Origin of the sequence: Allocatelliglobosispora scoriae (genome assembly GCF_014204945.1) — a bacterium.
Classification (GTDB): Bacteria; Actinomycetota; Actinomycetes; order Mycobacteriales; family Micromonosporaceae; genus Allocatelliglobosispora; species Allocatelliglobosispora scoriae.
In genome coordinates this window covers 2,902,189-2,926,277 of sequence record NZ_JACHMN010000003.1, presented here as the reverse complement: position 1 = coordinate 2,926,277, position 24,089 = coordinate 2,902,189, and the positions used below count along the sequence as shown (strand labels likewise).

General features: G+C 70.0%; 25 protein-coding genes. 14 read left to right on the top strand and 11 right to left on the bottom strand.

What is annotated here, in order from left to right; genetic code table 11:
- Positions 1-114: 114 nt before the first annotated feature.
- From F4553_RS39215 to F4553_RS39195, 5 genes are all read right to left on the bottom strand, one after another.
- Positions 115-978: a hypothetical protein gene (locus F4553_RS39215; RefSeq protein WP_184846692.1), complete on the bottom strand. Its 864-nt coding sequence runs from the start codon at positions 976-978 to the stop codon at positions 115-117.
- 49 nt (positions 979-1,027) lie between these two features.
- Complete coding sequence (locus F4553_RS39210; protein ID WP_184846690.1) at positions 1,028-2,284, bottom strand: arginine deiminase; 1,257 nt, start codon at positions 2,282-2,284, stop codon at positions 1,028-1,030.
- Positions 2,285-2,528: 244 nt separating this feature from the next.
- A complete protein-coding gene (locus tag F4553_RS39205; protein ID WP_184846688.1) occupies positions 2,529-3,416 on the bottom strand; it encodes a carbohydrate ABC transporter permease in 888 nt (295 codons plus the stop codon).
- Positions 3,413-4,243 (bottom strand): carbohydrate ABC transporter permease, encoded by an 831-nt coding sequence (locus F4553_RS39200; protein ID WP_312875576.1) that lies wholly within the window; start codon positions 4,241-4,243, stop codon positions 3,413-3,415. Before F4553_RS39200 ends, F4553_RS39205 begins: the two co-directional genes overlap by 4 nt.
- A 143-nt stretch (positions 4,244-4,386) precedes the next feature.
- A complete protein-coding gene (locus F4553_RS39195; RefSeq protein ID WP_184846686.1) occupies positions 4,387-5,649 on the bottom strand; it encodes an ABC transporter substrate-binding protein in 1,263 nt (420 codons plus the stop codon).
- 431 nt (positions 5,650-6,080) lie between these two features.
- Between F4553_RS39195 and F4553_RS39190 the strand changes: the two genes are divergently transcribed.
- Complete coding sequence (locus F4553_RS39190) at positions 6,081-7,121, top strand: LacI family DNA-binding transcriptional regulator (protein WP_221470658.1); 1,041 nt, start codon at positions 6,081-6,083, stop codon at positions 7,119-7,121.
- Between the two features lie 19 nt (positions 7,122-7,140).
- Here the strand turns inward: F4553_RS39190 and F4553_RS39185 are convergent, their stop codons facing one another.
- Entirely contained in the window at positions 7,141-8,316 is a 1,176-nt protein-coding gene (locus F4553_RS39185) for a cytochrome P450 (RefSeq protein ID WP_184846684.1), read from the bottom strand.
- Positions 8,317-8,612: 296 nt separating this feature from the next.
- Between F4553_RS39185 and F4553_RS43080 the strand changes: the two genes are divergently transcribed.
- Positions 8,613-8,972, top strand: a complete 360-nt coding sequence (locus F4553_RS43080; RefSeq protein ID WP_184846682.1) for a DUF1062 domain-containing protein — start codon at positions 8,613-8,615, stop codon at positions 8,970-8,972.
- Between the two features lie 113 nt (positions 8,973-9,085).
- Here F4553_RS43080 and F4553_RS43075 read toward each other — a convergent pair whose 3' ends face one another.
- On the bottom strand, positions 9,086-9,313 hold the full coding sequence (locus F4553_RS43075; RefSeq protein WP_184846680.1) for an RICIN domain-containing protein: 228 nt from the start codon (positions 9,311-9,313) through the stop codon (positions 9,086-9,088).
- 3 nt (positions 9,314-9,316) lie between these two features.
- Here F4553_RS43075 and F4553_RS43070 point away from each other — a divergent pair, with 3 nt between their 5' ends.
- Both F4553_RS43070 and F4553_RS39170 read left to right on the top strand, forming a co-directional pair.
- Positions 9,317-9,442, top strand: coding sequence for a hypothetical protein (locus F4553_RS43070; RefSeq protein WP_376776345.1), 126 nt, complete (start codon positions 9,317-9,319; stop codon positions 9,440-9,442).
- A gap of 299 nt (positions 9,443-9,741) precedes the next feature.
- Positions 9,742-10,869: a hypothetical protein gene (locus F4553_RS39170; protein WP_184846678.1), complete on the top strand. Its 1,128-nt coding sequence runs from the start codon at positions 9,742-9,744 to the stop codon at positions 10,867-10,869.
- Between the two features lie 16 nt (positions 10,870-10,885).
- On the opposite strand, the gene F4553_RS39165 is transcribed toward F4553_RS39170, so the two are convergent.
- Positions 10,886-12,001 (bottom strand): DNA polymerase III subunit beta, encoded by a 1,116-nt coding sequence (locus F4553_RS39165; protein WP_184846676.1) that lies wholly within the window; start codon positions 11,999-12,001, stop codon positions 10,886-10,888.
- Positions 12,002-12,335: 334 nt separating this feature from the next.
- Positions 12,336-12,740: a hypothetical protein gene (locus tag F4553_RS39160; protein WP_184846674.1), complete on the bottom strand. Its 405-nt coding sequence runs from the start codon at positions 12,738-12,740 to the stop codon at positions 12,336-12,338.
- Between F4553_RS39160 and F4553_RS39155 the strand changes: the two genes are divergently transcribed.
- Positions 12,739-13,545 carry a ricin-type beta-trefoil lectin domain protein gene (locus tag F4553_RS39155; RefSeq protein ID WP_184846672.1) on the top strand — a complete coding sequence of 269 codons (807 nt, stop codon included), beginning with the start codon at positions 12,739-12,741 and terminating at the stop codon, positions 13,543-13,545. The two genes, F4553_RS39160 and F4553_RS39155, sit on opposite strands and share 2 nt — an antisense overlap.
- A gap of 108 nt (positions 13,546-13,653) precedes the next feature.
- Positions 13,654-14,646, top strand: coding sequence for an aldo/keto reductase (locus F4553_RS39150; protein WP_184846670.1), 993 nt, complete (start codon positions 13,654-13,656; stop codon positions 14,644-14,646).
- Between the two features lies 1 nt (position 14,647).
- Here the strand turns inward: F4553_RS39150 and F4553_RS39145 are convergent, their stop codons facing one another.
- Positions 14,648-15,826, bottom strand: a complete 1,179-nt coding sequence (locus F4553_RS39145; RefSeq protein WP_184846668.1) for a toll/interleukin-1 receptor domain-containing protein — start codon at positions 15,824-15,826, stop codon at positions 14,648-14,650.
- 179 nt (positions 15,827-16,005) lie between these two features.
- Between F4553_RS39145 and F4553_RS39140 the strand changes: the two genes are divergently transcribed.
- From F4553_RS39140 to F4553_RS39120, 5 genes are all read left to right on the top strand, one after another.
- Positions 16,006-16,860 (top strand): ABC transporter permease subunit, encoded by an 855-nt coding sequence (locus F4553_RS39140; RefSeq protein ID WP_184846666.1) that lies wholly within the window; start codon positions 16,006-16,008, stop codon positions 16,858-16,860.
- Positions 16,857-17,798, top strand: a complete 942-nt coding sequence (locus tag F4553_RS39135; protein WP_184846664.1) for a branched-chain amino acid ABC transporter permease — start codon at positions 16,857-16,859, stop codon at positions 17,796-17,798. The genes F4553_RS39140 and F4553_RS39135 overlap by 4 nt, the downstream gene beginning before the upstream one ends.
- Positions 17,795-18,526: an ATP-binding cassette domain-containing protein gene (locus F4553_RS39130; protein ID WP_184846662.1), complete on the top strand. Its 732-nt coding sequence runs from the start codon at positions 17,795-17,797 to the stop codon at positions 18,524-18,526. Before F4553_RS39135 ends, F4553_RS39130 begins: the two co-directional genes overlap by 4 nt.
- Positions 18,523-19,233, top strand: coding sequence for an ABC transporter ATP-binding protein (locus tag F4553_RS39125; protein WP_221470657.1), 711 nt, complete (start codon positions 18,523-18,525; stop codon positions 19,231-19,233). The genes F4553_RS39130 and F4553_RS39125 overlap by 4 nt, the downstream gene beginning before the upstream one ends.
- A gap of 61 nt (positions 19,234-19,294) precedes the next feature.
- Positions 19,295-20,458 (top strand): ABC transporter substrate-binding protein, encoded by a 1,164-nt coding sequence (locus F4553_RS39120; protein ID WP_184846660.1) that lies wholly within the window; start codon positions 19,295-19,297, stop codon positions 20,456-20,458.
- Here the strand turns inward: F4553_RS39120 and F4553_RS39115 are convergent.
- Complete coding sequence (locus F4553_RS39115) at positions 20,455-20,844, bottom strand: DUF1801 domain-containing protein (protein ID WP_184846658.1); 390 nt, start codon at positions 20,842-20,844, stop codon at positions 20,455-20,457. The genes F4553_RS39120 and F4553_RS39115 overlap by 4 nt on opposite strands.
- Positions 20,845-21,100: 256 nt before the next feature.
- On the opposite strand from F4553_RS39115, the gene F4553_RS39110 reads away from it, so the two are divergent.
- From F4553_RS39110 to F4553_RS39100, 3 genes are all read left to right on the top strand, one after another.
- Positions 21,101-22,234, top strand: a complete 1,134-nt coding sequence (locus F4553_RS39110; RefSeq protein ID WP_184846656.1) for a lytic polysaccharide monooxygenase auxiliary activity family 9 protein — start codon at positions 21,101-21,103, stop codon at positions 22,232-22,234.
- A 179-nt stretch (positions 22,235-22,413) separates the two neighbouring features.
- Positions 22,414-23,349, top strand: a complete 936-nt coding sequence (locus F4553_RS39105; RefSeq protein ID WP_184846654.1) for a transglutaminase-like domain-containing protein — start codon at positions 22,414-22,416, stop codon at positions 23,347-23,349.
- 45 nt (positions 23,350-23,394) lie between these two features.
- Positions 23,395-24,075 (top strand): SEL1-like repeat protein, encoded by a 681-nt coding sequence (locus F4553_RS39100; protein ID WP_184846652.1) that lies wholly within the window; start codon positions 23,395-23,397, stop codon positions 24,073-24,075.
- Positions 24,076-24,089: the final 14 nt, after the last annotated feature.

Genomic DNA, 24,089 nt, shown 5'->3' with positions numbered 1-24,089 from the left:
GGCCCCCGCACCTCCCTGAACTTTAATGCTGGACACGCCGCGCATTCCGCAACAACCGTCAGGATCGACTCCGACACGCCGCCGGTCCAGCATCAAAGTTCAGGGAAGCGGTCGTCACAGCGCCGCGAAAACGGCCTTCACCCCGCACGCCACCGCGCCGGTGTTCTTGTAGCGGGTGAAGGAGCTGTCCGCCCCGACATAGCTCGTCGTCCCCACGCTGAACTGGCACGGTCCCGCCGACACGGCGGCGGGCGCGGCTCCCGGCACGACCACCTTCCGGCCGACCGGGAAGAGCTCGGGCCAGATGCTGATGCCGATGCCGGGATTGACCGGGATCATGTCGAGGCTGTTGTAGACCGGCAGCACGACGTGCCGCAGCTGGGCCGAGCAGGTGACGGTCCCGACGTTGGTGGCCCGGTAGACGAACTCGTTCTCCCCGTTGGGCTGGGTGCGGTACTGCGTCGTCACCTCGATCGCGCAGGAACCCGATGCCGGCTGCGCGGCGAGCACGCCGACGGCGTAGATGTTCTGGTCCGAGTGGGCGTTGTTCCAGACCGAGGCCTTGGAGGCGCCCGGCGCCAGGTCGCCGGTCGCGGACTCGCGGAATTTGGTCAGCCGGGCCAGCCACACCGTCACCTGGCACCGCTCCGCCTGGTCGCCCTCGATCTCCAGGTGGAACTCGCGCTCGCCGGCGGAGGTGCGCTGGTACCAGGTCCGCAGCACCTCCACGTTGCAGAACACGTCCGGGTCGTCGACCCCCACCGCCTGCAGACCCGGCGCGTACGCGTCGGAGTTGGCGTTGTTCCACCACACGTGCTTGACCTGGCCCGGCGCGAAAACGCCCGCGCTGAAGGAGGAGAAGCTCGCCGCCGCCGCGATCCCCGGCGTGGCCACCAGGCCGAGGGCCGCGGTCACTGCGACCACCAGCGCACCGACGGCGGCCCGGCGTCCGTTGATCAAGAAATTCACATTGCTCATCGGGGCATCGTTCCACGGACGCGCCCGCGGGACTCGGCGGGCCGGACGCTCAGACGGGATCGCGGAGCAGCGGGCAGGTCATGCAGTGTCCGCCGCCGCGTCCCTTGCCGAGCTCGAACCCCTCGATCGTGATGACCTCGATCCCGGCCTGGCGCATCTTCTCGATCGTGTAGGTGTTGCGCTCATAGGCGACCACCACGCCGGGCGCCAGCGCCACCACGTTGTTGCCGTCGTCCCACTGCTCGCGCTCGCGCTGATTGGCGTCGCCACCGGTCTCCACGACCCTCAGCCTGGGTACGCCCATGGCATCGGCCACGGCGGGCAGCAGCCCCTTCTCCTGGGTCACGTGGAACTGGCCGGACTTCCGCCCGGGACGCAGGCTGATCGTGCGCGCGTTGTCGATCACCTTGGGGTAGAGCGTCACCGCGTCGCGGTCGAGCATCGTGAAGACGGTGTCCAGGTGCATGTGCGCCCGGTCCTTGGTCATGACGACCGTGATCACGCGGTCGGCGGCGCCCTTGTCGAACAGCTCCCTCGCGAGCAGCTCGATCATGCGCGCCTGGGTGCGCTCGCTCTGTCCGATCAGGACGGTGCCGTTGCCGATCGGCTGCACGTCGCCGCCCTCCAGCGAGGTGCGACCGAAGTCCATCGCGTTGAAGCGCTCGCCGAACTCCGAATACCAGTGGTCGAACCCGCCCCCGGCGAACATCGGGTGCCAGCGGTAGATCGCGGCGACGTTGTACGCCTCCAGCCGCCGGGCCTCCCAGTACATCGGGTTGATCGACACACCGCCGTAGATCCAGCACGACGAGTCGCGCGTGTAGAGGGTGTTCGGCAGCGGGGGCAGGATGAAGGTGCCGGTGTCCGTCAGCGCCGCCGCGGGGAGCGAGGTCTTCTTGAACTTGCCGACGTCGAGGCCGGACTCGGCCACGGTCAGCCCGCCGATGAGGTGGGTGGCGAGATCCTCCGGTTTCAAGGCGGCCAGCACGCTGCGCACCTCGTCGACGAGCGACACCCCGACCGTGTATTCGGACGCGGTCATCTCGATGACCTGCAGGCGCGCCTCGTCACTCGCCGCCAGCGATTCGGCCAGCAGGTTGTGCAGGTGGAAGACCTCCACGCCGCGTTCGAGCATCCGGTCGACGAACTCGTCGTGCTCGTACTGCGCGCGCTCCACCCACAGCACGTCGTCGAAGAGCAGCTCGTCGTGATTGGACGGGGTGAGCCGCAGCAGGCTCAGGTCCGGCCGGTGCACCATCACCTTGCGCAGGGTGCCGACCTCGGAATGAACGCCGAACTGCTGCATCGCCACCCCCGTCGGTTCGCAACCCACGGCTTCCGGGGCGACGGACTCCTAGCCACCCAAACCATATATGCAGGACAGCGGCGGGGCGAGCCAATCGGCGAACGGACGGTGCGGCCACGCGTTCGGCGACGTGTGCCACACCGCCCGTTCTGGGCGGTGCCCGGTCTTCGCGGTGTCGACGAAGGCCGGGCACCGCCGTCGAGCGTCCCGGTCCGGAAGGCCGGAACGCCCAGCCCAGGACCGCCTAGCTCTTGACCGCTCCGGCCATCAGTCCGCCGATGAACCACCGGCCGAGCAGGACGTAGACGAGCAGGGTCGGCAGTGAGGTGATGAGCGCGCCCGCCATCGACGCCGCGTAGTCCGGGGACTGCGCACCGGCGAGGGCGTTGAGCGCGATCGTGATCGGCCCGTTGCGGGTGTTGGAGAGGAAGATCGCGAACAGGTAGTCGTTCCACGACGAGGTGAACTGCCAGATGATCGTGACCACGAATCCGGGTACGGAGATCGGCAGGATCAGCGAGCGGAAGGTCCGCAGCAGCCCGGCACCGTCCACCCGGCCGGCCTCGATGAGCTCGACCGGCACCGTGGTGGCGTAGTAGTTGCGGAAGATCAGCGTGCAGATCGGGATGCCGTAGATGACATGGACGAAGGTCAGCGTCGGGATGCCGCTGGGCAGGCCGATGAACTGCACGACCTCCCGCAGCGGGATCATGACCGCCTGGTAGGGGATGAACATGCCGAACAGGATCAGCGTGAACACCACGTCGGCACCGGGGAACCGCCAGCGCGACAGCACGAAGCCGTTCGCCGCGCCGACGAACGACGAGATGAGGGCGACCGGGATGGCGAGTTGGAACGTCCGCAGGAACGACGGCCCGAGCGCGGTCCACGCCTTCTGCCAGGACGCGAGGGTCCAGGTCTCGGGCAGGGTCCACTGGCCGTTGACGCCGATCTCGCGGCCGGACTTGAAGCTCGTCACGATCAGGACGTAGAGCGGCATCAGCACGATCAGGACGAAGAAGATCAGCAGCACGTGACGCGCGATGTTGCCGGCGCTGAACGGGCTGCGGGACTTCTTCTTGTTCAGCAGCGGCGGGGCATGCCGGGTCACGTCGGGGGCGAGGGTGGTCATGATGAACGCTTCTCCGCCCGGTTGACGTTGACGAGGTAGGGCACGACCACGATCGCGACGACGATCAGCAGGAAGACCGAGATGGCCGCCGCCTTGGCGTAGTCGCTGGTGAGCAGGGTCTGCCAGACGTAGACCGCGGGGACCTCGGTGATCCACTGGGCACCGGAGACCGACATGATCAGGTCGAACATCTTCATCGACATGTGCCCGGTGATGATCATCGCGGACAGCACCGTCGGCGTGAGCTGCGGGAAGAGCACCCGGCGGTAGAGCTGGTAGGTGGTGGCGCCGTCCATCGCGGCCGCCTCTCGGAGCTCGTCGGGGATCCCCCGGAACCCGGCGAGGAACAGCGCCATCACGTACCCGGCGAGTTGCCAGATGGCCGGCACCGCCATCGCGGCCATGCCCCAGTCGGGGTCGGTCCACCAGGGGTTCTGCAGGAAGTCCAGCCCGAATCCGTGGAAGATCGCGTTGATGCCGCCGGAGTTGTCGTCCTGGCCGGGGTTCATCAGCCAGCGCCACACCACGCCGGACGCGACGAACGAGACGGCCATAGGGAAGAGGTAGACGGTCCGGAAGATACCCTCGGCACGCGCGCCGCGCTCCAGCAGCAGCGCCCAGATCATGCCGAGTACCAGGGTGCCGATCATGAAGACGGCGGTGAAGATCAGAAGGTTCTTGAGCGAGTGCAGGAACCGGTCGTTGATGTCATCGGTGAAGAGCTTCGTGTAGTTGTCGAGGCCGACGAAACCCTTGGAGTCACGAGCGTTGTGACGGTCCTGCATCGAGAGGTTGATGGTCCAGCCGATGAGGCCGTAGACCAGGATCGCGAGCAGGATCAGCGAGGGTGAGATCAGCAGCAGGCCGGATAGCCACGGCCGCTTCCAGGCGCGCATGCAGGGGCTCCTTTGACAATGGTTTCCGGTCGGGGGCGCCGCGCGAGGTCACGCGGCGCCCCCGGTCGGCTGTGCTACTTCTTGCCGGCGAACTGAGCGGCGACAGCGGCGAGCGCGGCCTGCAGCGCGGCCACGTTGCCGTCGGAGGAGAACTTACCGGCGGCGCTGACGATCGCGCCCTGGAAGCCCTGCGAGCACGCGGCACCGTGGGCGCAGCTCGGGACCTGCTTGGCGGACTTCCAGTCGGCCATGGCGGCCTGCTGGTAGGCCGGGAAGCCGTCCGAGCTGACATCGGTACGGGCCGGGATGGAGCCCTTCTTGCTGTTGAACGCCTTCTGGCCCTCGGCCGAGCCGACGGTCTTCAGCCAGCACTTGGTGCCGTCGACGTTCTTGGCGCCCTTCGGGAGCACGAACGCGTCGGCGAGCCACTGGAAGGTCGAGCCGTTGCCCGGGAAGACCGAGTAGCCGTAGTCCTTGAAGCCCTTGGCGTCGAGGTCGGCGGCCTCCCAGTCCCCCATGAGCTGGTAGGCGGCCTTGCCCTCCATGATCGACTTCTCGGCGTCGGTCCAGTCGAGGGTGTCGCGGTCCTTGTTGGTGTAGGTGAGCAGCTTCTTGAACTTCTCGATGGACGCCGTGACATCGGCGCCCTTCCAGTCGGTCGAACCGTTCCACAGGCCAGTGAACTTGTCGGCGCCGAGGTCGCTGATGAGCACGGCCTCCAGCAGCATGACCTGGGTCCAGTCCTTGCCCAGGGCGAGCGGGGCGGCGACGCCGCCGGCCTTCAGCTTGTCCAGGTCGGCGATGAAGCCGTCGAGGGTGTCGGCGTCCTTGGTGATGCCGGCCTTGGCGGTGACGGTCTTGTTGCTCCACAGCACGTTGGCGCGGTGGATGTTCGCCGGGACGGAGTAGATCTTGCCGTCGACGGTGATGTTGTCGATGAGGCCCTTCGGGAACGCACTGGTCAGGCCCCAGGTCGCGTACTCGGCGGAGATGTCCTCGACCTGCCCGGCGTTGATGTAGTCGCTGAGCTCGGCACCCGCGTGCGCCTGGAAGGTGCTCGGCGGGTCGTTGGTCTGCAGGCGGCTGGCGAGAACGGCCTTGGCGTTGGTGCCCGCGCCACCGGCGACCGCGCCGTTGACGAACTTGTAGTCCGCGCAGGAGGTGCCGAACTGCGCGACCAGACCGTCGAGTCCGGCCTTCTCACCACCGTCCGCCCACCACGTGAACACCTCGACGTCCTTGCTCGCCGCGGCGGTCTCGTCAGCGGAGCAGGCCGAAGCAGAGAACAGGGCTGCGACAGCGAGCGCTGCCACCGCCGTACTCCTGGTAAAACGCATGTTTCCTCCGGTCACAGAAGTTGATTTCTCAGATGCGGAACTCACCATGGCGAAAGCTGTCAACGTTGTCAATCGCGGCAACCGTTGTTTCCGGCCGGTTTCCCGGCCGTCGCGCAGTGAGCAGACACGCAAGCTATCCCGCACCGATCGAACCGGCAATCCAGGGGATCCAGCGCCTCGAACGGCGCGAGTGCGGTGACCTGCCACACTTATCAACACACTCGAACAAACTCGCACTCCGCAGATCGAGCACCAGCAATCGAGGCCGTCGCCGGGAGGCACCCGCCCGATACCCGCCGTTTATGAAACTGCAACCTTAAGTGATCTTCGTCGGCGGAGAAGGCGTACCGCTCCCCCCATCGACGCAGCGCGGAGACCGTGTAGATTCTGCTCGACCAGCGGTTAGTCGATAGGTCCTGGGGAGTCTGCGGATGCTCGGCGACGAAGACCCGATGCGCCTGCCTCCGGGTCGCGCACGCCTCTCCGACGTGGCACGGCTCGCCGGCGTCAGCGCCAAGACCGTCTCCCGGGTCATCACCGGACACCACAACGTCAGCCCGTCGACGCGCGAACGGGTCCTCGAGGCCGCCCAGCGGCTGCGGTTCCGCCCCAACCACCTCGCGCGGGACCTGCGCCAGGGCGGCGTCTCCCGGACCGTCGCCTTCGTCATGGGCGACCTGAAGAACCCGTTCTACTCCCACGTCGCCGCGGGGATCGAGCGCTTCCTCGCCGAGCACGGCCTCACCATGGTCCTCGCCGCCACCGGCGACGACCCGGCGCAGGAAGCCCGCGTCGTCGGGGCGATGCTGGAGCGGCGGGTGCACAGCCTGCTCCTCGTCCCCATCGCGGGCGACCAGAGCTATCTCGCGGGCGAGCAGCAGCTCGGCACGCCGGTGATCTGCATCGACCGGCCCGCGCACAACCTCGCCGCCGACAGCGTCGTCTTCGCCAACCGGGCCGGCGCCGCCGAGGCGGTCCAGTCCCTGCTCGCACACGGCCACCGGCGGATCGCCTTCATCGGCAGCGCGATGTACACGCACGACGAGCGGCTCGCCGGCTACCGCCAGGCACTCCTCGAGGCCGGTGTCGCCGCGGTGCCGCAATGGGAGCGCCAGGACGCCGTCACGGCCGCCGACGCCGAGCGGGTCGTCCGGGAGCTGCTCGCCGGGCCCGTCACGCCGACCGCGATCCTCGCGGGCAACAACCGGGTGAGTACGGGTGTCCTGCGCGCACTGCGCGACGTGCCGCAGCAGGTCGCCTTCATCGGTTTCGACGACTTCGACCTCGCCGACACCCTCGGCGTCACCGTGGTCACCCACGACCCCGAGCGGATGGGGCGCGAAGCAGTCAGCCTGGCGATAGCCCGCTCCTCCGACCTCTACGGGCCACCCCTGCAGACCGTGATCCCGACGCAGCTCGTGCTGCGCGGCTCGGGCGAGGTCCCGCCGGATCCGGCCAGCCTGGTGCGCTGATCCGGCGACACCCGGCCGGTCAGGACGTCAGGACGTGCAGCGCCTCGGCGCCGTGCTGCGGGAATCCTCTGGCGCCATAGCGGAAGCTCAGCTCGGCCGAGGGGTCCAGCCGCAGCCCCGGGCAGGCGGCCAGCAGCTCGGAGAGCGCGGCCCGGGCCTCGATGCGGGCGAGCGGCGCACCGACGCAGTAGTGCGCGCCGAGACCGAAACCCAGGTGTGAGGCGGTCCGGCCGAGCACGAAGCGCTCCGGATCCGGAAAGGCGTCCGCGTCGAAGTGCGCGGCGGCGATGGCGAGATAGACCATGCCGCCCGCCAGGACCGGCTCGCCCGCGATCTCGATGTCCCGCACGACCTGCCGGTAGAGCCCGGCGGTGGGGTTCGCCCACCGGAACGCCTCGTCGAACGCCGCGTTCACCAGCGACGGGTCCGCCCGCACCCGCTGCAGCGCCTCGGGGTGCAGCAGCAGTGAGGCGACCGTGGCGGTGAGCAGCTGCACCGTGGTCTCGAACCCGCCCAGCAGCAGCGATACGACCGCGACGGTGACCGCCTCGGCGGAGTAGCCGCCCTCGTCGAGGTGCGCCTTGACGATCTCGCCGAGCATGCTGTCACTCGGGCTGACCCGCTCCCGCTCCACCAGCCCGGTCGTGTAGTCCTGAAGTTCGGCGAAGGACCGGGTGCCCTGCGCGGCGAACTCGGCGTTCATCGGCGAGCTGAGCCAGATCATGATCTCCCGTACCCAGGTGAGTCCTTGATCGCCGAGCTCGTCGGGAACGTTGAGCAGGCTCAGGAAGACCTTCATCGGATACCTGGCGATGACATCCTCGATGAGTTCGGCCTCACCTCGCGCGGCGAGGCCACCGAAGGCCGCCCGGGCGATCGGCGCGACGACCGCGGCGTAGCGCGCGCTCGCCGCAGGGCTGAAGAATCGGTTGTGGATGCGCCGCTGGAGGGCGTGGTCGGACCCCTCGCGCGCGATCAGCGAGTCGGCCATCGGGCCCACGCCGTAGAACCGCGTGCTGAACGCGGCCGGGTTGCGCAGCGCGGCCGAGACGTCGCGGTGACGCAGCACGAGGGGCGCGCCCATGTGTTCGTCCATGACGACGGGTTGGTCGCGGCCGATCGCCGCGAGCGCGCTTCCCAGCGCCCCGGGCGATGGCGAGCCGACGGTGAACGGGCTCTCCGTGCTGGAAATCATCTCCCGATGATCGAGCTTCCACCCACCTAGACATTCATTAAGCCAAATATTTGACACGAACCTCACTCGATCGTGTCACCCGGAGCCGGGTAAGCCACACCCGCCGGCGAGGTGCTCGAAAACCGGTGGATTACCGGCGCTTCGCGCCGCTACCGTGCTGCCCAGCCAAGTCGACAAGGCAAGGACACTCCGTTGTACACCCTGTGAGACCTCCCGAACACTGATTCGTCGCGCGTCGCCCCTGTGCGCCGCGCTCCTTCCTGCTGCGGACTTCTCACTGGAACCGGTGTACCTCCATGCTCAAGAACTGGGCCGCCGCCGTGCCCACCTGCCTACCGCTCGCGAGCCGCTGCTGCCACGCGCATCCCTCCGAGCACTTCCGGGCCGACAGCCGATTTCGCGTCAACGCACACCAGAAGATCCTCGACACCTGGCTGCTCGCGCTCTGCACCGCTTACGGGGAGCCGGGAAGACTCACGGTCCTGGAGCGGATGAACATGCGGCTCCACACGTCCGGAGGTGTCGGACCGGCCGTACGACGCCGCCGGCCCGACAGTCGAACCGCACCAGGTTCCGGTCGTGCGATGCCACACTCGCATCGCCCTCGGCTGGGACAACGCCTGGCGCCTAGACACCGGCAGATCGGGTCTTATTGATCAAGAGGCAACGGCCGCTGAACTGATGCGCTCTGCCCCGTTGGGGCAGGCTGGGGCGCCCGCCGATTGGCCACGTGGCCAATCGGCGGGCGATCTACAGGGACGGATCGTCGTCAGCTACGCGACCACTTCTGGTTGTCGGCGACGCCGCAGGTCCAGATGACGAACAGCGTGCCGTTGGCGGTGCCGTTCCCGGAGGCATCCAGGCACTCGCCCGACCCGACTCCGACGACGGCGCCGTCGGTGCGGATCCGCCGCTGCTGGGCGGCCGAGCCTTTGCACAGTGGTAGATCTGCACCGCGGTGCCGTCGGCGGTCGCGCCACCGGCCGCCTCCAGGCACCTGGTGTCGAAGACCTTCAGCTGGTTGGAGGTGGTGGAGACCCGGTCCTGGTTGAAGCCGTTGTTGCAGTCCCACAGCGCCGGGCGGATGCCGCTGGTCTGGCTGGCGGCACAGGGCCGCACCTCGTAGGAGCCCTGCATGTCGGGCAAGAGCTTCGCCATCGGACGGGTGGCCTACCCGTCGAAGTTGTCGTTGTAGGGCAGCGGCAGGTCGAACGTACCCGGCGCCGTCGCCGAGACGCGAAGTGCGGCAGGCACCCGCCGACCTGCGGGTCTATTTTCAGCACATAAGGCCAGACAACGTTGTCATTGCGAGCGGACGGATGCTCGTCATGTAAAACGATGGTGGGTATTCGTGCACTGATACCGATCACATACTTCGTGACCTGGAACGACCGGACGTGCGCGCGCCTACTACGATCGCCGATCATGAGCGAGGAGACCCCCAATCCCGTCCAGCAGGTCACGACTCGCGCTGAGCGCCGGGCTGCCGCCGCAGCCAAGCGCGCGGCGGATTCCGCGACCGCCCCCAAGGCGGCGAAACGCAAGCAGGGCTCGGGCCGGTGGGGCATGCTCGTCTTCCTCGGGATCGCGGCGCTGATCGCCTTCTACGTCCTGCTCGGCCGCGACTCCCGGTCGGCGATCATGCAGACGGCCTGCGTCGTCACCGGCTGCACCTCGGGCGGGATGGCGGCTGCGGGATGGCTCGTGATCAGCCTCCCCATGCTCTACCTAGCCGGATGGAGCCTCATCGGGTGGAACCTCGCCGCCGTTGTCAAACCCGGCTGGCTTCGGATCGGCTATGCGCTGCTGGGCGTTCCGCTCTTCCTGCAGGTGCTGCTCTTCGTCCCCGGCAAGCACACCGACCTCGACGATATCCTGGCCGGACCCGGCAGCGACCAGATGGCGACCGGGATCCGCTGGGCCGGCATCGGGATCGGCATCGGGATCGTGCTCGTCCTCGCCACCTCGGTCGTCTCGAAGGGGCGCACCTCGCCGCTGCTTCCGGTCGGCCTGGCCGTGCTCGCCGTCCTCGCCGCGCTTCCCGTGGCGATCACCCGGGCCGACCCCACCTACTACCGGGCCGCCGACGCGTTCCCGGACACCACCATCACCGCCTCGGGCGACGTCCTGCAGCGGGTCGACCGGGACGAGTTCGACGGCTGCGCCGGGGTCTTCGCCGCCGACTCGCTGCTGGAGTACCGGCACTGCATCCGAACGGTCACAGCGACTTACACCACCGACGACAGCGACGCGCTCGTCACGCTGCGGGCCGTGCTCTACGGAAGCGACGACGCCGCTCGCGAGGTACGCGACGGCATCGGTGCGGTCACCCCGCTCGGGGTCAACGGGCCGGTGCGGTCGGTGTTCTCGGTCGCGCACTCGTGGGTGCTCGTGGGGACGTCGGGGCACGCCGACGGGCGGGCCATCGCCGAGGGCGAGCCGGGATGGCTGCTGTGGGCGTTGAAGCAGGCGACATACCGCTTCCTCAGCATCCAGGCCGGGTTCCACATCGATCCGGAGCCGAAGGACGGGATCGCCCCGCGCACGCCCTGAGCAGCCTCGCTGCGGCTCACTCGTCTCGGGCGAGCCGCAGCGGCACCACGAGATAGCGCAGCTCCCGAGGATCGGCGCCCTCCGGCCGGGCGAACACCGTCGGCCGGATCCCGGCCTGCATCCGCAGCACCACCGGACCGCCGGTGAACCCGCGCAGCGCATCCAGCAGGTAGCGCGCCTGGTAGGTCCGGCTGATCAACCCGCCCCGCACCGTCGCCTTGACCGACTCCTCGGACTCCCCCGCCTGCTCGTCACTCCCCCGGACCATGATCACCCCGCCGCCGAGCTGCAACGACACCCGGCCCCGCGCCCCGGCGTAGAGGGCTGCCCGCTCCACCGCCCCGGCCAGCTCACCGGCGTCGAGCCCGGCCTCGGCCTCGGGCTCCGCCAGGAAGAGGCGCCGGACCTGGTCATCGGGGAAGGCCTGCGCCAGCACATGGCCGAAGACGCTGATCCCGCCGAAGGAGAACCCGAACCGGTCGCCGTCCGCGTGGATGGCCACGTCGCCCGAGCCCGCCGCCTGCCGGGCCGCCTCGGCGAGGAACCCCGCCGGGACCAGCGCGTCCACCCCGGCCGGAGCCGCCGGAGACCAGGCCGGAGCCGCCATCGCCATCCGGAACCGGTCGGTCGCGACCAGCTCCAGCCGATCGCCCTCGGACCGCACCCGGACCGCGGTGAAGATCGGCAGCGCGTCCTTCTGCGACGCGGCCCCGGCCACCGGGACCGCCGCCGACCGCAGCAGCCCGCCGTCGATCGTGCCGACCACGGCCGGCGGCTGCGCCGGTGGCGTGTAACCGACCCGGTCCAGCAGCGGCAGCGCGAACCGGGCGTTCGGCGTCCGCACCGCGAGCCGCGACCCCTCCGCCATCAGGCGGATCTCGGCGGAGTCGATTGCCGCCGTCGTCGCCGCGAAACCGCGCCGGGAGACGAGCGCGGCACCGGGCTCGTGGCCGAAGCCCGGCACCCGCACCCGCGCGGTCAGCTCGCCGTCGGTGGCGGCCAGCTCGATGCCGTCGTCGTCGGCGGTGAGGAGCACCCCGGCATGAGCGGCGAAGGCCGGACGCCCGGGCATGAGCCGGACCAGCAGGGCGGCGGCCTCGGCGAGCCGCGCGGTGACGACGGTGGTCTGCATGACCCGCAGGCTAGCGGCGACCACCGACAGTCTCCCCGGCGCGCCCGGCGGGGCTCAGTCGCTACGCTCCCTCACTCCTCGGGCCAGCGCAGCTCCCCGGCGCGCCCGGCGGGGCTCAGTCGCTACGCTCCCTCACTCCTCGGGCCAGCGCAGCTCCCCGGCGCGCCCGGCGGGGCTCAGTCGCTACGCTCCCTCACTCCTCGGGCCAGCGCAGCTCCCCGGCGCGCCCGGCGGGGCTCAGTCGCTACGCTCCCTCACTCCTCGGGCCAGCGCAGCTCCCCGGCGCGCCCGGCGGGGCTCAGCCGCCACGCTCCCTCACTCCTCGGGCCAGTGCTTACCAGTCGCGCCACTCGTCGGTGAGCTCCCAGCGGCCGAACCCCTGCCGGCCGGCGAGCGCCTCGACGTCGATGCCGGACTCGCCGAGGAAGCCGTCGATGTACTCGCAGAGCTGCTCGCGCTCGCCGGTCTCGTAGGCCGCGCCGTCGTGCTCGTCGTTGATGTCGTTGAGCTTCAGCACGACATCGCGGACGGCGGCCATCACGTCGTCGTCGGACGGGTCGGTGCCGAGCCCCCGAACCTCGTCCTCGAACCTGGCGAGGAGCTTGTCGGTCGCGGTCAGCAGCGACTCGGGGAAGAGCTGCGCGGCATAGGCGTCGGCCTGGGCGAGGGTGCCCTCGGCCACCTGGGCGGCCTCGCGGGCGACGAGGTTGCGCCAGCTCTCGGAAGGTCGGATCGTCATGCGCGAGATGGTGCCACCGCCCACCGACAATGCGGCCGAGGTCGGCGGGCGTGATGGACCGGGCTTGCCGCCGATCGGTACCATGCAGCTGCCTCTGACATTGCCCGTCATGTATGCCGTGTTGCGAAGGAGACCGATGCCGAACGACGAGCGCAAAGGCGTCAGCGCCAATATTGTCGTCGCGGTACTGGGTCTCCTGACCGCGCTCGTCGGATTGGCGTCGTCACCGTGGTGGGCTCCGGTGATATGCAGCGGCACCGGGATCTGCGACGTGAGCCAGGGCCACCCGGTTCAGCCTGATGACAGCCCGTCGGCGCCGTCGTCACATCCGGCACCGGCCACGACGCGGGCGAAACCACCGCAGCCGTCCAAGTCGGCGAAACCCGCCGTTCTGCAGGGCACGGTGATCCTCTCGACGGTGGTGCCGAGCGGCAAATGCATCGCGGCGAAAGGCAGTGTCCCCGAATCCGGAACGGCCGTGGTCGTGACCGACTGCGTCGACCGCTCGGCGATGCAGCAATGGACCTTCAACGGCAACGGGACGATCTCCCTGACCAATTACCGTTACCTCTGCATCATTCCGCAGGGGCTGCGCACCCGTCAGGGCACGCCCCTCGAGGTGCAGCGGTGCGAGGACTCCAACGGTGACGTCCAGCGGTGGCAGGTCCAACCCGACGGGGCCATCGTCAACGTCGCGGGGAACATCTGCATCGACGACCCGTACGGCATCGTCGACAACGGCACGCAGCTGGGGCTCGTGCAGTGCCAGGGCGGCACCGCGCAGCAGTACAAGCTCGTCGGATAGGCCTCCCCCGCTCGATGCGGCGCAGGTCGAGCCGTGCCCGCACGTCCGGCATCACATCCGCTAGAGCATCTCGGCTGATTGCGACGATCATGGTGTTAATGTCGGCCCATGCGTGCGGACGACGTGGTGCCGCTGGGCCGCACCGGCATCGGGGTGAGCCGCCTCGGACTCGGTCTCGCCTCCATCGGCGGACTCTTCGAACCGGTCGCCGAGGAACAGGCGATCGCCACCGTCGACGCGGCGTGGGACGCCGGTCTCCGCCTCTTCGACACCGCCCCGGTCTACGGCTACGGCCGCTCGGAGACCCGCACCGGACTCGCGCTGCGCCACCGGACCCGCGACGACTTCGTGCTCTGCACCAAGGTCGGGCGGCTGATCGAGGCCGACGGGCCGGACACCCAGGCGATCTGGGCCGATCCCCCGCCGGGTGTCGGGCCGCGGCTGGACTACAGCTACCCGGCGGTGATCCGCTCGGTCGAGGAGAGCCTCGACCGGCTGGGGCTCGACCGCATCGACATCCTGCACATCCACGACCCCGACCAGGACTACCCGACCGCGCTGCGGGAGTCCTACCGCGCCCTCGCCGATCTGCGGGCGGCCGGGGTGATCCGGGCGGTCTCGCTCGGGGTCAACCACGCCGACGTCGCGGCACGCTTCCTGCGTGAGGCAGCCTCGCCGGGCCTGGACTGCGTGCTGCTGGCGGGGCGCTACTCGCTGTTCGACCAGTCCGGACTCGACGAGCTGCTGCCGCTGTGCGCCGAACGCGACCTCGGAGTGATGATCGCCGGGGTGTTCCAGTCGGGGCTGCTCGCCGAGCCGCGGACCGGGGCGGCCTACGGGTACGACAGCGTTCCGGCATCGGTGGTGGAGCGGGTCCGGCTGCTGCGCGCGGCGTGCGCGCGGTTCGGCGTACCCCCGCTGGCTCTCGCTCTGCGGTTTCCGCTGGCGCACCCGGCGGTGAGCTGCGTCGTCGTCGGCGCGCGGGCACCGCACGAGATCGCCGAGACCGCGGCGCTGCTCGACCACCCGATCCCCGGCGGGCTGTGGGCGGAGCTCACGAGCGCGGGCCTGCTGCCGGCGGCCGCACCGACCGGGGAGTAGTTCAGAACCGCCAGCCGAGCCAGGACAGGGCGACCCGGCCGATGGTCGCCACGTCGTCGCCGCGCAGCTGACCGACCACCCGCCACCCCGTCAGGAACGCCGCGACGAAGAGCACGGGCCACACGATCTTGAGCAGGGTGCTGCCGTAGTTGTTCGCCGCGTCCCATGCCGAGGACCCGGATCCCAGCACCAGGAAGCCCAGCACGAGCATGCTGACCGCGAACGCCACCCAGTTGCCGCCGCCGAACCCGCCGGGGAGCTGGGAGAGCGCGGTGCCGACGAGGAAGAGGACCACCGTGCCCAGCAGCGTCCAGCCCAGGAGACGAGCGAGCGAGTGGGGGTGTGCCGCCCGCTTCTCCAGGATCGGGTCCAGCCGGAGCATGCGGTGGAAGGCGCGCTTCCACTTCGCGACGAGCGCCCCGGACACGCCGAACGCCCCCAGGATCAGCGAGACCTCCCGCCAGTCGTCGTCGGCGGAGCTCTCCCAGAAGTAGGTCCGCTCCATCGCGTCGCGGACGTCGGCGGCGCTGAGGATGCCGCCGGTCCGCCGGGCCAGCTCCTCATAGCTGGGCGCGCCCGCTCGGACCAGCGTCATCTGCAGCACCGACCGGAAGTCCTCGCTGGTCTTGATCGATGCGGGGTCGGGCCAGTCCCGGGCGTCGTAGACCGGCGCGGCCTTCGGCATCCGGTCCCGGGCACCCGGGTGCTCCGCACGGATCCTGGCGAGATTGTCCCGGGTCTGCCGCACGATCCCGGCCACCGTGTCGGGCTCGGAGCCGGGCCGCTGATCCTCGGGCGCCAGCGTGACCAGGCGGCGCAGCTGCGCCAGGAACGGCTCGCTCGGCATCTGCCCGCCGGTGACGTCCTCGTGGTGGCTGCCGGTCAGCCGAATCGGCACATCGCACTCGGCGAGCAGCAGCGGCATGATCGTCTTACCTCGGTCGTCGGCGTAGCCGATCTCGCGTCTGACCCAGGTGGAGCGGGCGGAGTCCGGGGTCAGCACCACGACGAACACGCCGCAGGTCGCGATCCGCTCCTGGATCTCCTCGTCGAAGCGGCTGCCGAACTCGATCTCGTAGTCGAACCAGACCTCCGTCCCGGCGGCGGCGAGAAAGGCGGCGAGCTCCTCGACATAGGCACGGTCCACGCGGCTGTAGCTGATGAAGACGTGACCACTCACGCAGGGTCATGCTACGGACACATCGGACGGTCGACATCGGCCGATGCGATGGCGGCCGCCACCCGGAGGCGGACGCACTAATGCCGCACAGCAGGATAAAACACACCTTGCGGACCCCATTGCGCCAGCTATAGATTTGGCTCAATGTTTGCGTTCGGCGACCGGAGGTGATGGCGCTCATGGGCGACGCCCTGGTCGACGTGCTCAACGCGCTGCACCTCATCGGCCTGCTCGTCGTCGTCGCCCTCGGCCTCGGCATCACCCTCGGCGTGATGGGCGTGATCAGCCTGGCCCACCTCGCCTTCATCGCGATCGGCGCCTACACGACATACGCCGTCATGGAGGCCGGCGGCTCCTTCTGGCTGGCCCTGCTCGCCGCACCGGCCGCCGGGATGGCGATCGGCGTCGCGACCGAGCGCTCGGTGATCCGGTTCCTCTATCAGCGGCCGCTCGACACCGTGCTCGCGACCTGGGGCGTCGGCCTCATCCTGCTGCAGACCCTGGAGCTGGTCTTCGGATCGCGTTCCAAGCCGGTCGACGCCCCGCTCAGCGGCCAGATCCGCCTCCTCGGCACGTCCTACCCGCAGTACCGCGCCTTCACCATCGTCGCCGCCGTCGCGGTGAGCGCCCTCGCGCTGTGGTGGCTCTACCGCACCACCTTCGGGCTGCAGATCCGCGCGATCATCTCCGACCGCGAGATCGCCCCGGCGATCGGGATCAACACGGCGCGGGTCAACACGCTGGCGTTCGGCATCGGGTCGGCGTTCGCGGCCTTCGCCGGGGTGCTGCTCGCCGGGCAGACCAACGTCACGCCGTGGATCGGGCTGCCCTATCTCGTGCCCGCCCTGCTCGTCGTGCTGATCGGCGGTCAGGGCTCGATCCCCGGCCTGCTCGCCGCCGCGGCGATCCTCGGCGTCAGCCAGCAGTTCTTCACCGAGGCCCTCACCCCGGTCACCGCCAACGCGATCGTCCTGGCCCTCGCCGTCGTGCTCGCCCGGCTCCGCCCGGCCGGACTGCTGGGATCAGCCCGATGAAGGCACGAGTCCTGGCGGGCCTCGCCGCACTCGCCGGCCTGCTCTGGCTGCCGTGGCTGCTGCCCGCCTACCGGCTCGACTTCGCCGCCGACACGCTCGCGCTGGGCCTGCTCGCGGTGAGCGTCACCGTCCTGTGGGGACGGTGCGACCTGATGAGCTTCGGCCAGTCCGTCTTCTTCGGCATCGGGGCATACTGCGTCGCCGTCATCGGTACGCGGTCCGGCGCCGTCGGCTGGCTCCCGCTGCTGCTCACGGTCATCGTTCCGGCGGCCGTCGCGGGCGTGATCGGCTACTTCCTGCTCTACGGCGGCGTACGCCGGGCACTCTTCGCGATCGTCACACTGCCGCTGACCGCTATCGCCGGGTCCGTCGCCCTGGCCTGGGGCGACCTCACCAACGGGCAGACCGGCCTCTACCTCTACCCGCCGCTGGAACTGGGCCCCGGCCTGGTCTTCGACGACTCGGTGTCGCGCTACTACCTCACCCTGGCGGTCTGCGTCGCCGTCTGCACCGCGACCGTCCTGGTCCTGCGCTCACGCCACGGCCGCGCACTGTCGGCGATCGCCACCAACGAGGCGAAGGCCGTGTCGCTCGGCATCCCCGCTCCGCTCTACCTGACGCTCGCGTTCACGGCGGCGGGCGCCGTCGCCGGGATCGGCGGCGGCCTCTACGCCCTGACCACACAGGTCACCTCCGCCGAACTGGTCGGACTGCTGCTCGCGACGGAGGCCGTGGCGTGGGCGGCGGTCGGCGGGCGCGGCAACGTCTACCGCGCCGTCGCGGCGGTGCTCGTGGTCCGCCTCCTCCAGCAGGTCGTCACCGCCGTCGTCCCGCAGGCCTGGCCGATCCTGCTCGGGCTCTTCTTCGTCGGTGTCGTGCTCCTGGCCCCCCGGGTCACCGAGGCGCTGCGGCAGCGCCGCGCGGGGGTGGCGCCGTGACGGTGCTGCTCTCCCTCCAGCACATCTCGCGCCGCTTCGGCGGGCTGCTCGCCCTCGACGACGTCAGCCTCGACTTCGCCGCCCGGGCGCGCTACTGCGTCATCGGGCCCAACGGCGCGGGCAAGAGCACCCTCGCCAACGTCATCTGCGGAGCGGTCCGGCCGAGCGCGGGACGCGTACTGCTCGACGGCGCGGAGATCACCGGCCGGTCACCGCACCGCATCGCCCGTCGCGGTATCGCGCGCAAGTTCCAGGTGCCGAGCTGCTTCCCCGAGGCGAGCGTCGGGACCAACCTGCGCATCGCCGCCGAGAGCCCGGCCGCCCGGAGCCGGATCGCGGCGGGCGCGACCCCGCCCGCGCTCGCCGACGTGCTCGCGGTGACCGGGCTCGCCGACCTCGCCCGGACCACCGCCAGCGAGCTCCCACACGGGCGGCGGCAGTGGCTGGAGATCGGAATGGCGCTGGTCACCGCCCCGAAACTGCTGTTGCTGGACGAGCCGAGCGCGGGCCTCACCGACGACGAGACCCTCGCCACGGCCCGCATGATCGACGAGCTGTGCGGGGAGATGACGGTGATCGCGATCGAGCACGACATGCGCTTCGTCGAGGCGGTCGGCGGCGAGGTGATCGTGCTGCACCAGGGCGCGGTGCTGCGCCGGGGCACCTTCGACGAGGTCCGCGCCGACCACACGGTGCAGGATGTCTACCTGGGACGGTCGGCCCGATGAGCGCCGGTGAACGACACGTGCGGCTGGAGGTCGCGGGCCTCGCCGCGGGCTACCGGGGCGTACCGGTGCTGCGCGACATCACCCTCGACGTCCGGGCCGGTGAGCGCGTCGGCGTCGTCGGCCGCAACGGCGCGGGCAAGACCACGCTGCTCGCGGCCCTGATCGGGATCGTCGCGCCGACGCGCGGGACCGTCCGGCTCGGCGGGCACGACATCGCCGGGCGCCCGCCCTACGTGATCGCCGCGCACGGCCTCGGCTACGTCCCGCAGGGCCGCCGGCTCTTCCCGCGCCTCACGGTCGACGAGAACCTGCGCCTCGCGGCCCGCTCCAAGAACCTTCCGACCTCCGGGGTGTACGACTACTTCCCGCACCTCGCCGACCGGCGCCACCAGCTCGCCGGGACGCTGTCCGGCGGCGAGCAGCAGCTGGCGGCGATCGCGCGGGCGCTGGCCGGAGACCCGAAGGTCCTCCTGCTGGACGAGCCCGCCGAGGGCCTGTCCCCGGTGGCCGTCGAGGGCCTGCGCGACACGCTGCTCGCGATCAGCCGCGACCGGGGCGTCGGCCTGCTCCTCGTCGAGCAGAACACGACCCTGCTCGCCGCCACGGTCGAGCGAGCGCTGCTGCTGGAGAAGGGCTCCGTGGTCGGCGAGCTGACGGCCGAGCAGCTCGGCGACGAGCAGAGCCTGCGTGTGTTCCTTTCGGTGTGAGAGAGGTTGGACTGTGAAGACACAACGTCCTTGGAGAGGCCGGCTGGCGGTGGCCGCGGTCATGGCGCTGCTGGCGGGCGTTGCCGCCTGCGGTACCCCGGGTGGTCCGGAGGAGGAGGCCACGAGGCCGATCCGCCTCGGGCTGCTGGTGCCGCAGACGGGTGTCGGCTCCTACGTCGGCCAGTCGATGATCGATTACGTCACGATGGCCGCCGACGAGATCAACGGCTCCGGTGGCGTACGCGGACGAAGGCTTGAGATCGTGGTGAAGGACACCGCGACCGACGCGCGGACGACGACCACCGCGGCCCGGGACCTGGTCCGCGTCGCCGACGTCATCTTCGGTCCCTTCACCGGGATCGAGCTGTCCCCCGCGCTGAAGATCGCCACCGAGGCCCAGAAGCTGCTCTTCTTCCCCACCGAGGGTTCGTCGCTGCTGCCGCAGTGCACCGACGTGCTCGTCGGCCTCGGCCAGCTCGACAGCCAGCAGAACGGGCCCTGGATCCCGCACCTGATCAAAACGTACGGCTCGAAGGTCTACTTCGTCGGGACCGACTTCGAATACCCGCGCTTCGTCCTGGACAACCTGAAGGAGACCCTCGCGGCGAACGGCGGCGAGCTCGTCGGAGCCGACTTCTACCCCTTCGCGACCGGAGACTTCTCCACATCGCTGCGCAAGGCGCAGTCCACCGGTGCCGATGTCGTCTTCACGGTCGTCACGGGCAACGACTTCTTCACCTTCGCCAATCAGTACAAGCAGTTCGGCGTGAAGGCCCAGTTCGCCTCCCCCGGCATGGACGAGCTGCGCGCCCACGAGCTCGCCGGGGTGCTGCCCGGCGCCGAGACCAACCAGGCCTGGGTCGCGAGCCTCACCACCGCCGAGAGCAGCCAGTTCGTCCAGCGCGCCAACGATCGCTTCGGCGGCAAGGCCGCGTTCGCGCAGATCGGCGAGTCGCTCTACACCGGCGTCCACGCCTACAAGGCGGCGGTGGAGGCGGCCGGGACGACGGAGACCGGGGCGGTCCGCACGGCGCTGCGCGGGGTGACCGTCGCGAACGCGCCGCAGGGCACGGCCACGTTCGTGAAGTTCGGCGGCTGGACCCAGCTCGTCACCAACAGCATCATCGCGAAGGTGACGCCCGGCGGCAGCCTGGAGATCGTCGAGGTGCTCGGGCCGCAGCAGCCCCGCGACACCGGCGAGGTCCCGACGGGCTGCGGCGGTTAGGACTTTAGTTTGCGCCAGCCACCGGCCCGGTTGTTGGCGATGATCTGCTTGAGCATCGCCGTCAGGGCGGGCGCGTTGATCGTCTCGCCCTGGCGGAACGCGACGGTGCGTGCGGTCTTGTTGTCGTGCCCGGCCGTGATGATCCCCTCCGGATCGGGCACGATGGCGCCGTCGTAGACGAAGACGTTGACGTGGTCCTTCGCCGCGAGCAGCGCGCAGACGTTGCCGTCGAGCACGAAGTACGGCTTGTCGGTGCGCTTGATCGTCTCGACGACCTCCGGGTCCGCCGCGTGGACCAGCTCCCGGACCCGCTGGCAGATCTCCTGCTGCCAGGCCGACAGCCGCCCGATGTATGCGTCCACTCGGGGATCGACGACGTAACTCATCCCCCCACGCTAAGCCTCTGGCGTCGGCTCTCGCAGCCCGACTCCGCCACCAGGTGATCCGACCTTTGACGGGGCTCAGAAGATTACGTATGGTCGATGCCATACTGCAGCGGGAGCCAGCAGTGGCGCGGGTGGAAGGGCGTTCCCCCGCATCTCACCAATGTCCGTCCATGCGTGTGCCTCGGTACGGTTGGCGGTCCCGGCTCCACTGGCTGACGCCCACGCGTGCATGACGCTTCCCCAAGGAGGAGCCCTCATGCCCACCTCAAACGCCCGACGATTGCGGATCGCCCTCTACGCCATGATCATGGCGGTCGTCGCGGCCTCGACACTCACCACGGTGCTGGCGGATGTCGCCGACGCCCACGGCAACATCGTGGCCCCCGCATCCCGCAACTACGGTTGCTGGCAGCGCTGGGGCAGCGACTTCCAGAACCCGGCGATGGCCACCCAGGACCCGATGTGCTGGCAGGCCTGGCAGACCGAGACCAACGCGATGTGGAACTGGAACGGCCTGTTCCGCGAGGGTGTCGCGGGCAACCACCAGGGCGCCATCCCCGACGGCCAGCTGTGCAGCGCCGGCCTGACCCAGGGCGGTCGCTACCGGGCGATGGACACCGTCGGCGACTGGAAGGCCCAGTCGATCGGCAACAGCTTCAGCGTCAAGCTCTTCGACCAGGCCAGCCACGGTGCGGACTACATCGCCGTCTACGTCACCAAGCAGGGCTACAACCCCCTCACCCAACCGCTGGGCTGGGGCAACCTGGAGCTGCTCGGGCACGTCGGCAACACTCCGGCCTCGCAGTGGACCCCCGAGACCGGCGGTGTCTCCATCCAGGTCCCCACCACCGCGCCGGGGCGCACCGGCCGCCACATCGTCTACACGATCTGGCAGGCCAGCCACCTGGACCAGTCGTACTACTTCTGCAGCGACGTGAACTTCGGCGGTCCGACCCCGTCCGTGTCGCCGTCCGCGTCGCGCTCGCCGAGCCCGTCGGTGTCGCCCAGCCGGTCGACCTCACCGAGCCCCTCGGTGTCGCCGAGCCGGTCGACCCCGCCGCCGACGCCGTCCGTGTCTCCGGTCCCGGGCGGCTGCGCTGCCACCTACTCGCTGGTCGGCCAGTGGCCCGGCGGTTTCCAGGGCGAGATCAAGGTGACCGCGGGCTCCGCTGCGATCACCAAGTGGACCGTCACCGCGAGCTGGACCAACGGCCAGAAGATCACTAGCGGCTGGGGCGCGCTCGTCACCGTGAGCGGCACGGTCGCCACGGCGAAGAACGAGACCTACAACGGCGCTCTCGCGGCCGGGGCGAGCACGACATTCGGCTTCCTCGGCAGCGCCACCACCAGCACCAATGGAGCACCGACCCTGACCTGCGCACCGGTCTAGGCGAGCAGCGCTCCAGGGGTCCGGCAGGCATCGGCACGCCTGCCGGACCCCGATGCCGTCACGATGCCGGGCGTCGCACGCAAGACGGCACGGGCGAATAACGCACGCCTTGCTGGTCGCGAACCAGAGCTTATAGATTTGCCTCGATACTGACGGTGATCGGAGAGGCGAGCCCCCGCATGACCAGTCCGACCCGGTCCGACCTCGCCTACTACGCCCAGCAGAGCCCGATCACCGACCCCGGCCCGCACGCGCCACGGCTCGCCGCGCTCCCGGGCGACATCCCTGCGGTACGCGACGCGACCCGCGAGCTGATCCACTACTACTGGGCCGACGGCGGGATCGCCGAGCACGGGTTCGCGCCGGAGCGGATCGCCGAGATCGATCTGCGCTACTCGTCGGCGATCTTCTCCCGCGCGTTCGAGCTGGCCGATGTGCCCCTGACGACGCCCCGCCCGACTCTGCAGCGGGTCGTCGGCTGCTGCCGGGACGCCGCGGTCACCTTCGTCTCCATCGCCCGCCAGGTCGGGATCCCCGCACGGGTCCGGACCGGTTTCGCGACGTACCTCATCGGCGGTTGGAAGATGGACCACGTCATCGCGGAGGCGTGGGACGCCCGTGAGCAGCGCTGGCGCAGGGTGGACGCGCAGCTCGAGGACGGCTTCGCCGACCCCACCGACGGCGAGGTGATCGACCCCCTCGACGTGGCGACCGACCGGTTCATCTCCTCGTCGCAGGCCTGGCTCGCCGCGCGGGCCGGGGAGATCCACCCGAACCTCTTCATCGTCGCGCCCGATGTGGACACTCCCGGTACCAGCGGCCGGCAGTTCCTCGTGCACAACCTGCTGACCGAACTCGCCGCCCTCAACAAGCGCGAGATGCTCTGCTGGGACTCGTGGGGGATCTTCGACGAGGCCGCCGACGGCCTCACGGCCGCGCGCGAGCGCGAGCTCGACGACCTGGCCAGGGCGATGCTCGATCCGGGTACGCCGGTGGCCGACCTCGCCGCCCGCTACGACCGGCCCGGCTACCGGGTGCCCCGCAGCGTGCTGAGCTTCAGCCACGCCACCCCGGTCCCCGTGACGGTCGAGCTGCCCGACTGGGTCGATCCGTAGGGCGGTGCCGACCGTGATGTCGTACCCGGCGTACATCATGTGGCCATGAACAAATCGATCGGGGCGGGGACGGCCGAGACCGAGCAGTGGGCCCGCCGTGCCACCCAGGACGGCGACGCCGAGGCTGCGTTCCTCCTCGGCCGCCACCACGTGAACCAGCCGTGGACCACACACGACGAGGCCGTCGCCTGGTTCGAGCGCGCCGCTCAGGGCTCGGACCCGGAGATGCTCTGGCGCATCACGGAGGCATACCTCGAGGCCGAGGATCCCGCGGCCCGCGAGTGGCTGCGCCGCGCGGCGAGCTCGATGGGAGACCCGCAGGGCGTCGCCGTCGACCCGGACACCTTCCACCTCCAGCTCGACGACGACGGCACCTCCATCGAAGGCCAGGAATGGTCGGTCAAGGTCCGGTCCGACGACCGGCGGGCGGTCCTCCGCGCCCTCGGCACCGCCGAGGACCGCATGTTCTTGGTCGACGAGAACGGACAGGAGCACGCGGACGAGGACGCATTCTTCGCAGCGCAGGAGGCTAGACCGGAGGACGACGCCCTCTTCACACCCGACGACGTCGGCGTGAATGCCGACGACGGCGATCCCGAGCTCTACCTCGACTGCCAGGACGCGCCGATGCCGATGATGGCCCGCACGCTGATCCGGATCATCATCGAGGAGCTGCGCGCCGCCGGAGTCGACCGGGCCACCCTCTACACCCCGTCCACTTCCTGAACCCGGTTCCCTCC

Excerpts from the sequence above, each read along its gene's own strand:
- F4553_RS39110 (WP_184846656.1), top strand. The coding sequence starts at position 21,101 with ATGCCCACCTCAAACGCCCGACGATTGCGGATCGCCCTCTACGCCATG.
- F4553_RS39215 (WP_184846692.1), bottom strand. The coding sequence starts at position 978 with ATGAGCAATGTGAATTTCTTGATCAACGGACGCCGGGCCGCCGTCGGT.
- F4553_RS39155 (WP_184846672.1), top strand. The coding sequence starts at position 12,739 with ATGCGCGAGATGGTGCCACCGCCCACCGACAATGCGGCCGAGGTCGGC.
- F4553_RS39105 (WP_184846654.1), top strand. The coding sequence starts at position 22,414 with ATGACCAGTCCGACCCGGTCCGACCTCGCCTACTACGCCCAGCAGAGC.
- F4553_RS39170 (WP_184846678.1), top strand. The coding sequence starts at position 9,742 with ATGAGCGAGGAGACCCCCAATCCCGTCCAGCAGGTCACGACTCGCGCT.
- F4553_RS39160 (WP_184846674.1), bottom strand. The coding sequence starts at position 12,740 with ATGACGATCCGACCTTCCGAGAGCTGGCGCAACCTCGTCGCCCGCGAG.
- F4553_RS39165 (WP_184846676.1), bottom strand. The coding sequence starts at position 12,001 with ATGCAGACCACCGTCGTCACCGCGCGGCTCGCCGAGGCCGCCGCCCTG.
- F4553_RS39120 (WP_184846660.1), top strand. The coding sequence starts at position 19,295 with ATGGCGCTGCTGGCGGGCGTTGCCGCCTGCGGTACCCCGGGTGGTCCG.
- F4553_RS39210 (WP_184846690.1), bottom strand. The coding sequence starts at position 2,284 with ATGCAGCAGTTCGGCGTTCATTCCGAGGTCGGCACCCTGCGCAAGGTG.
- F4553_RS43080 (WP_184846682.1), top strand. The coding sequence starts at position 8,613 with ATGCTCAAGAACTGGGCCGCCGCCGTGCCCACCTGCCTACCGCTCGCG.
- F4553_RS39100 (WP_184846652.1), top strand. The coding sequence starts at position 23,395 with ATGAACAAATCGATCGGGGCGGGGACGGCCGAGACCGAGCAGTGGGCC.
- F4553_RS39190 (WP_221470658.1), top strand. The coding sequence starts at position 6,081 with ATGCTCGGCGACGAAGACCCGATGCGCCTGCCTCCGGGTCGCGCACGC.
- F4553_RS39125 (WP_221470657.1), top strand. The coding sequence starts at position 18,523 with ATGAGCGCCGGTGAACGACACGTGCGGCTGGAGGTCGCGGGCCTCGCC.
- F4553_RS39185 (WP_184846684.1), bottom strand. The coding sequence starts at position 8,316 with ATGATTTCCAGCACGGAGAGCCCGTTCACCGTCGGCTCGCCATCGCCC.
- F4553_RS39195 (WP_184846686.1), bottom strand. The coding sequence starts at position 5,649 with ATGCGTTTTACCAGGAGTACGGCGGTGGCAGCGCTCGCTGTCGCAGCC.
- F4553_RS39115 (WP_184846658.1), bottom strand. The coding sequence starts at position 20,844 with ATGAGTTACGTCGTCGATCCCCGAGTGGACGCATACATCGGGCGGCTG.
- F4553_RS39150 (WP_184846670.1), top strand. The coding sequence starts at position 13,654 with ATGCGTGCGGACGACGTGGTGCCGCTGGGCCGCACCGGCATCGGGGTG.
- F4553_RS39205 (WP_184846688.1), bottom strand. The coding sequence starts at position 3,416 with ATGACCACCCTCGCCCCCGACGTGACCCGGCATGCCCCGCCGCTGCTG.
- F4553_RS39135 (WP_184846664.1), top strand. The coding sequence starts at position 16,857 with ATGAAGGCACGAGTCCTGGCGGGCCTCGCCGCACTCGCCGGCCTGCTC.
- F4553_RS39140 (WP_184846666.1), top strand. The coding sequence starts at position 16,006 with ATGGGCGACGCCCTGGTCGACGTGCTCAACGCGCTGCACCTCATCGGC.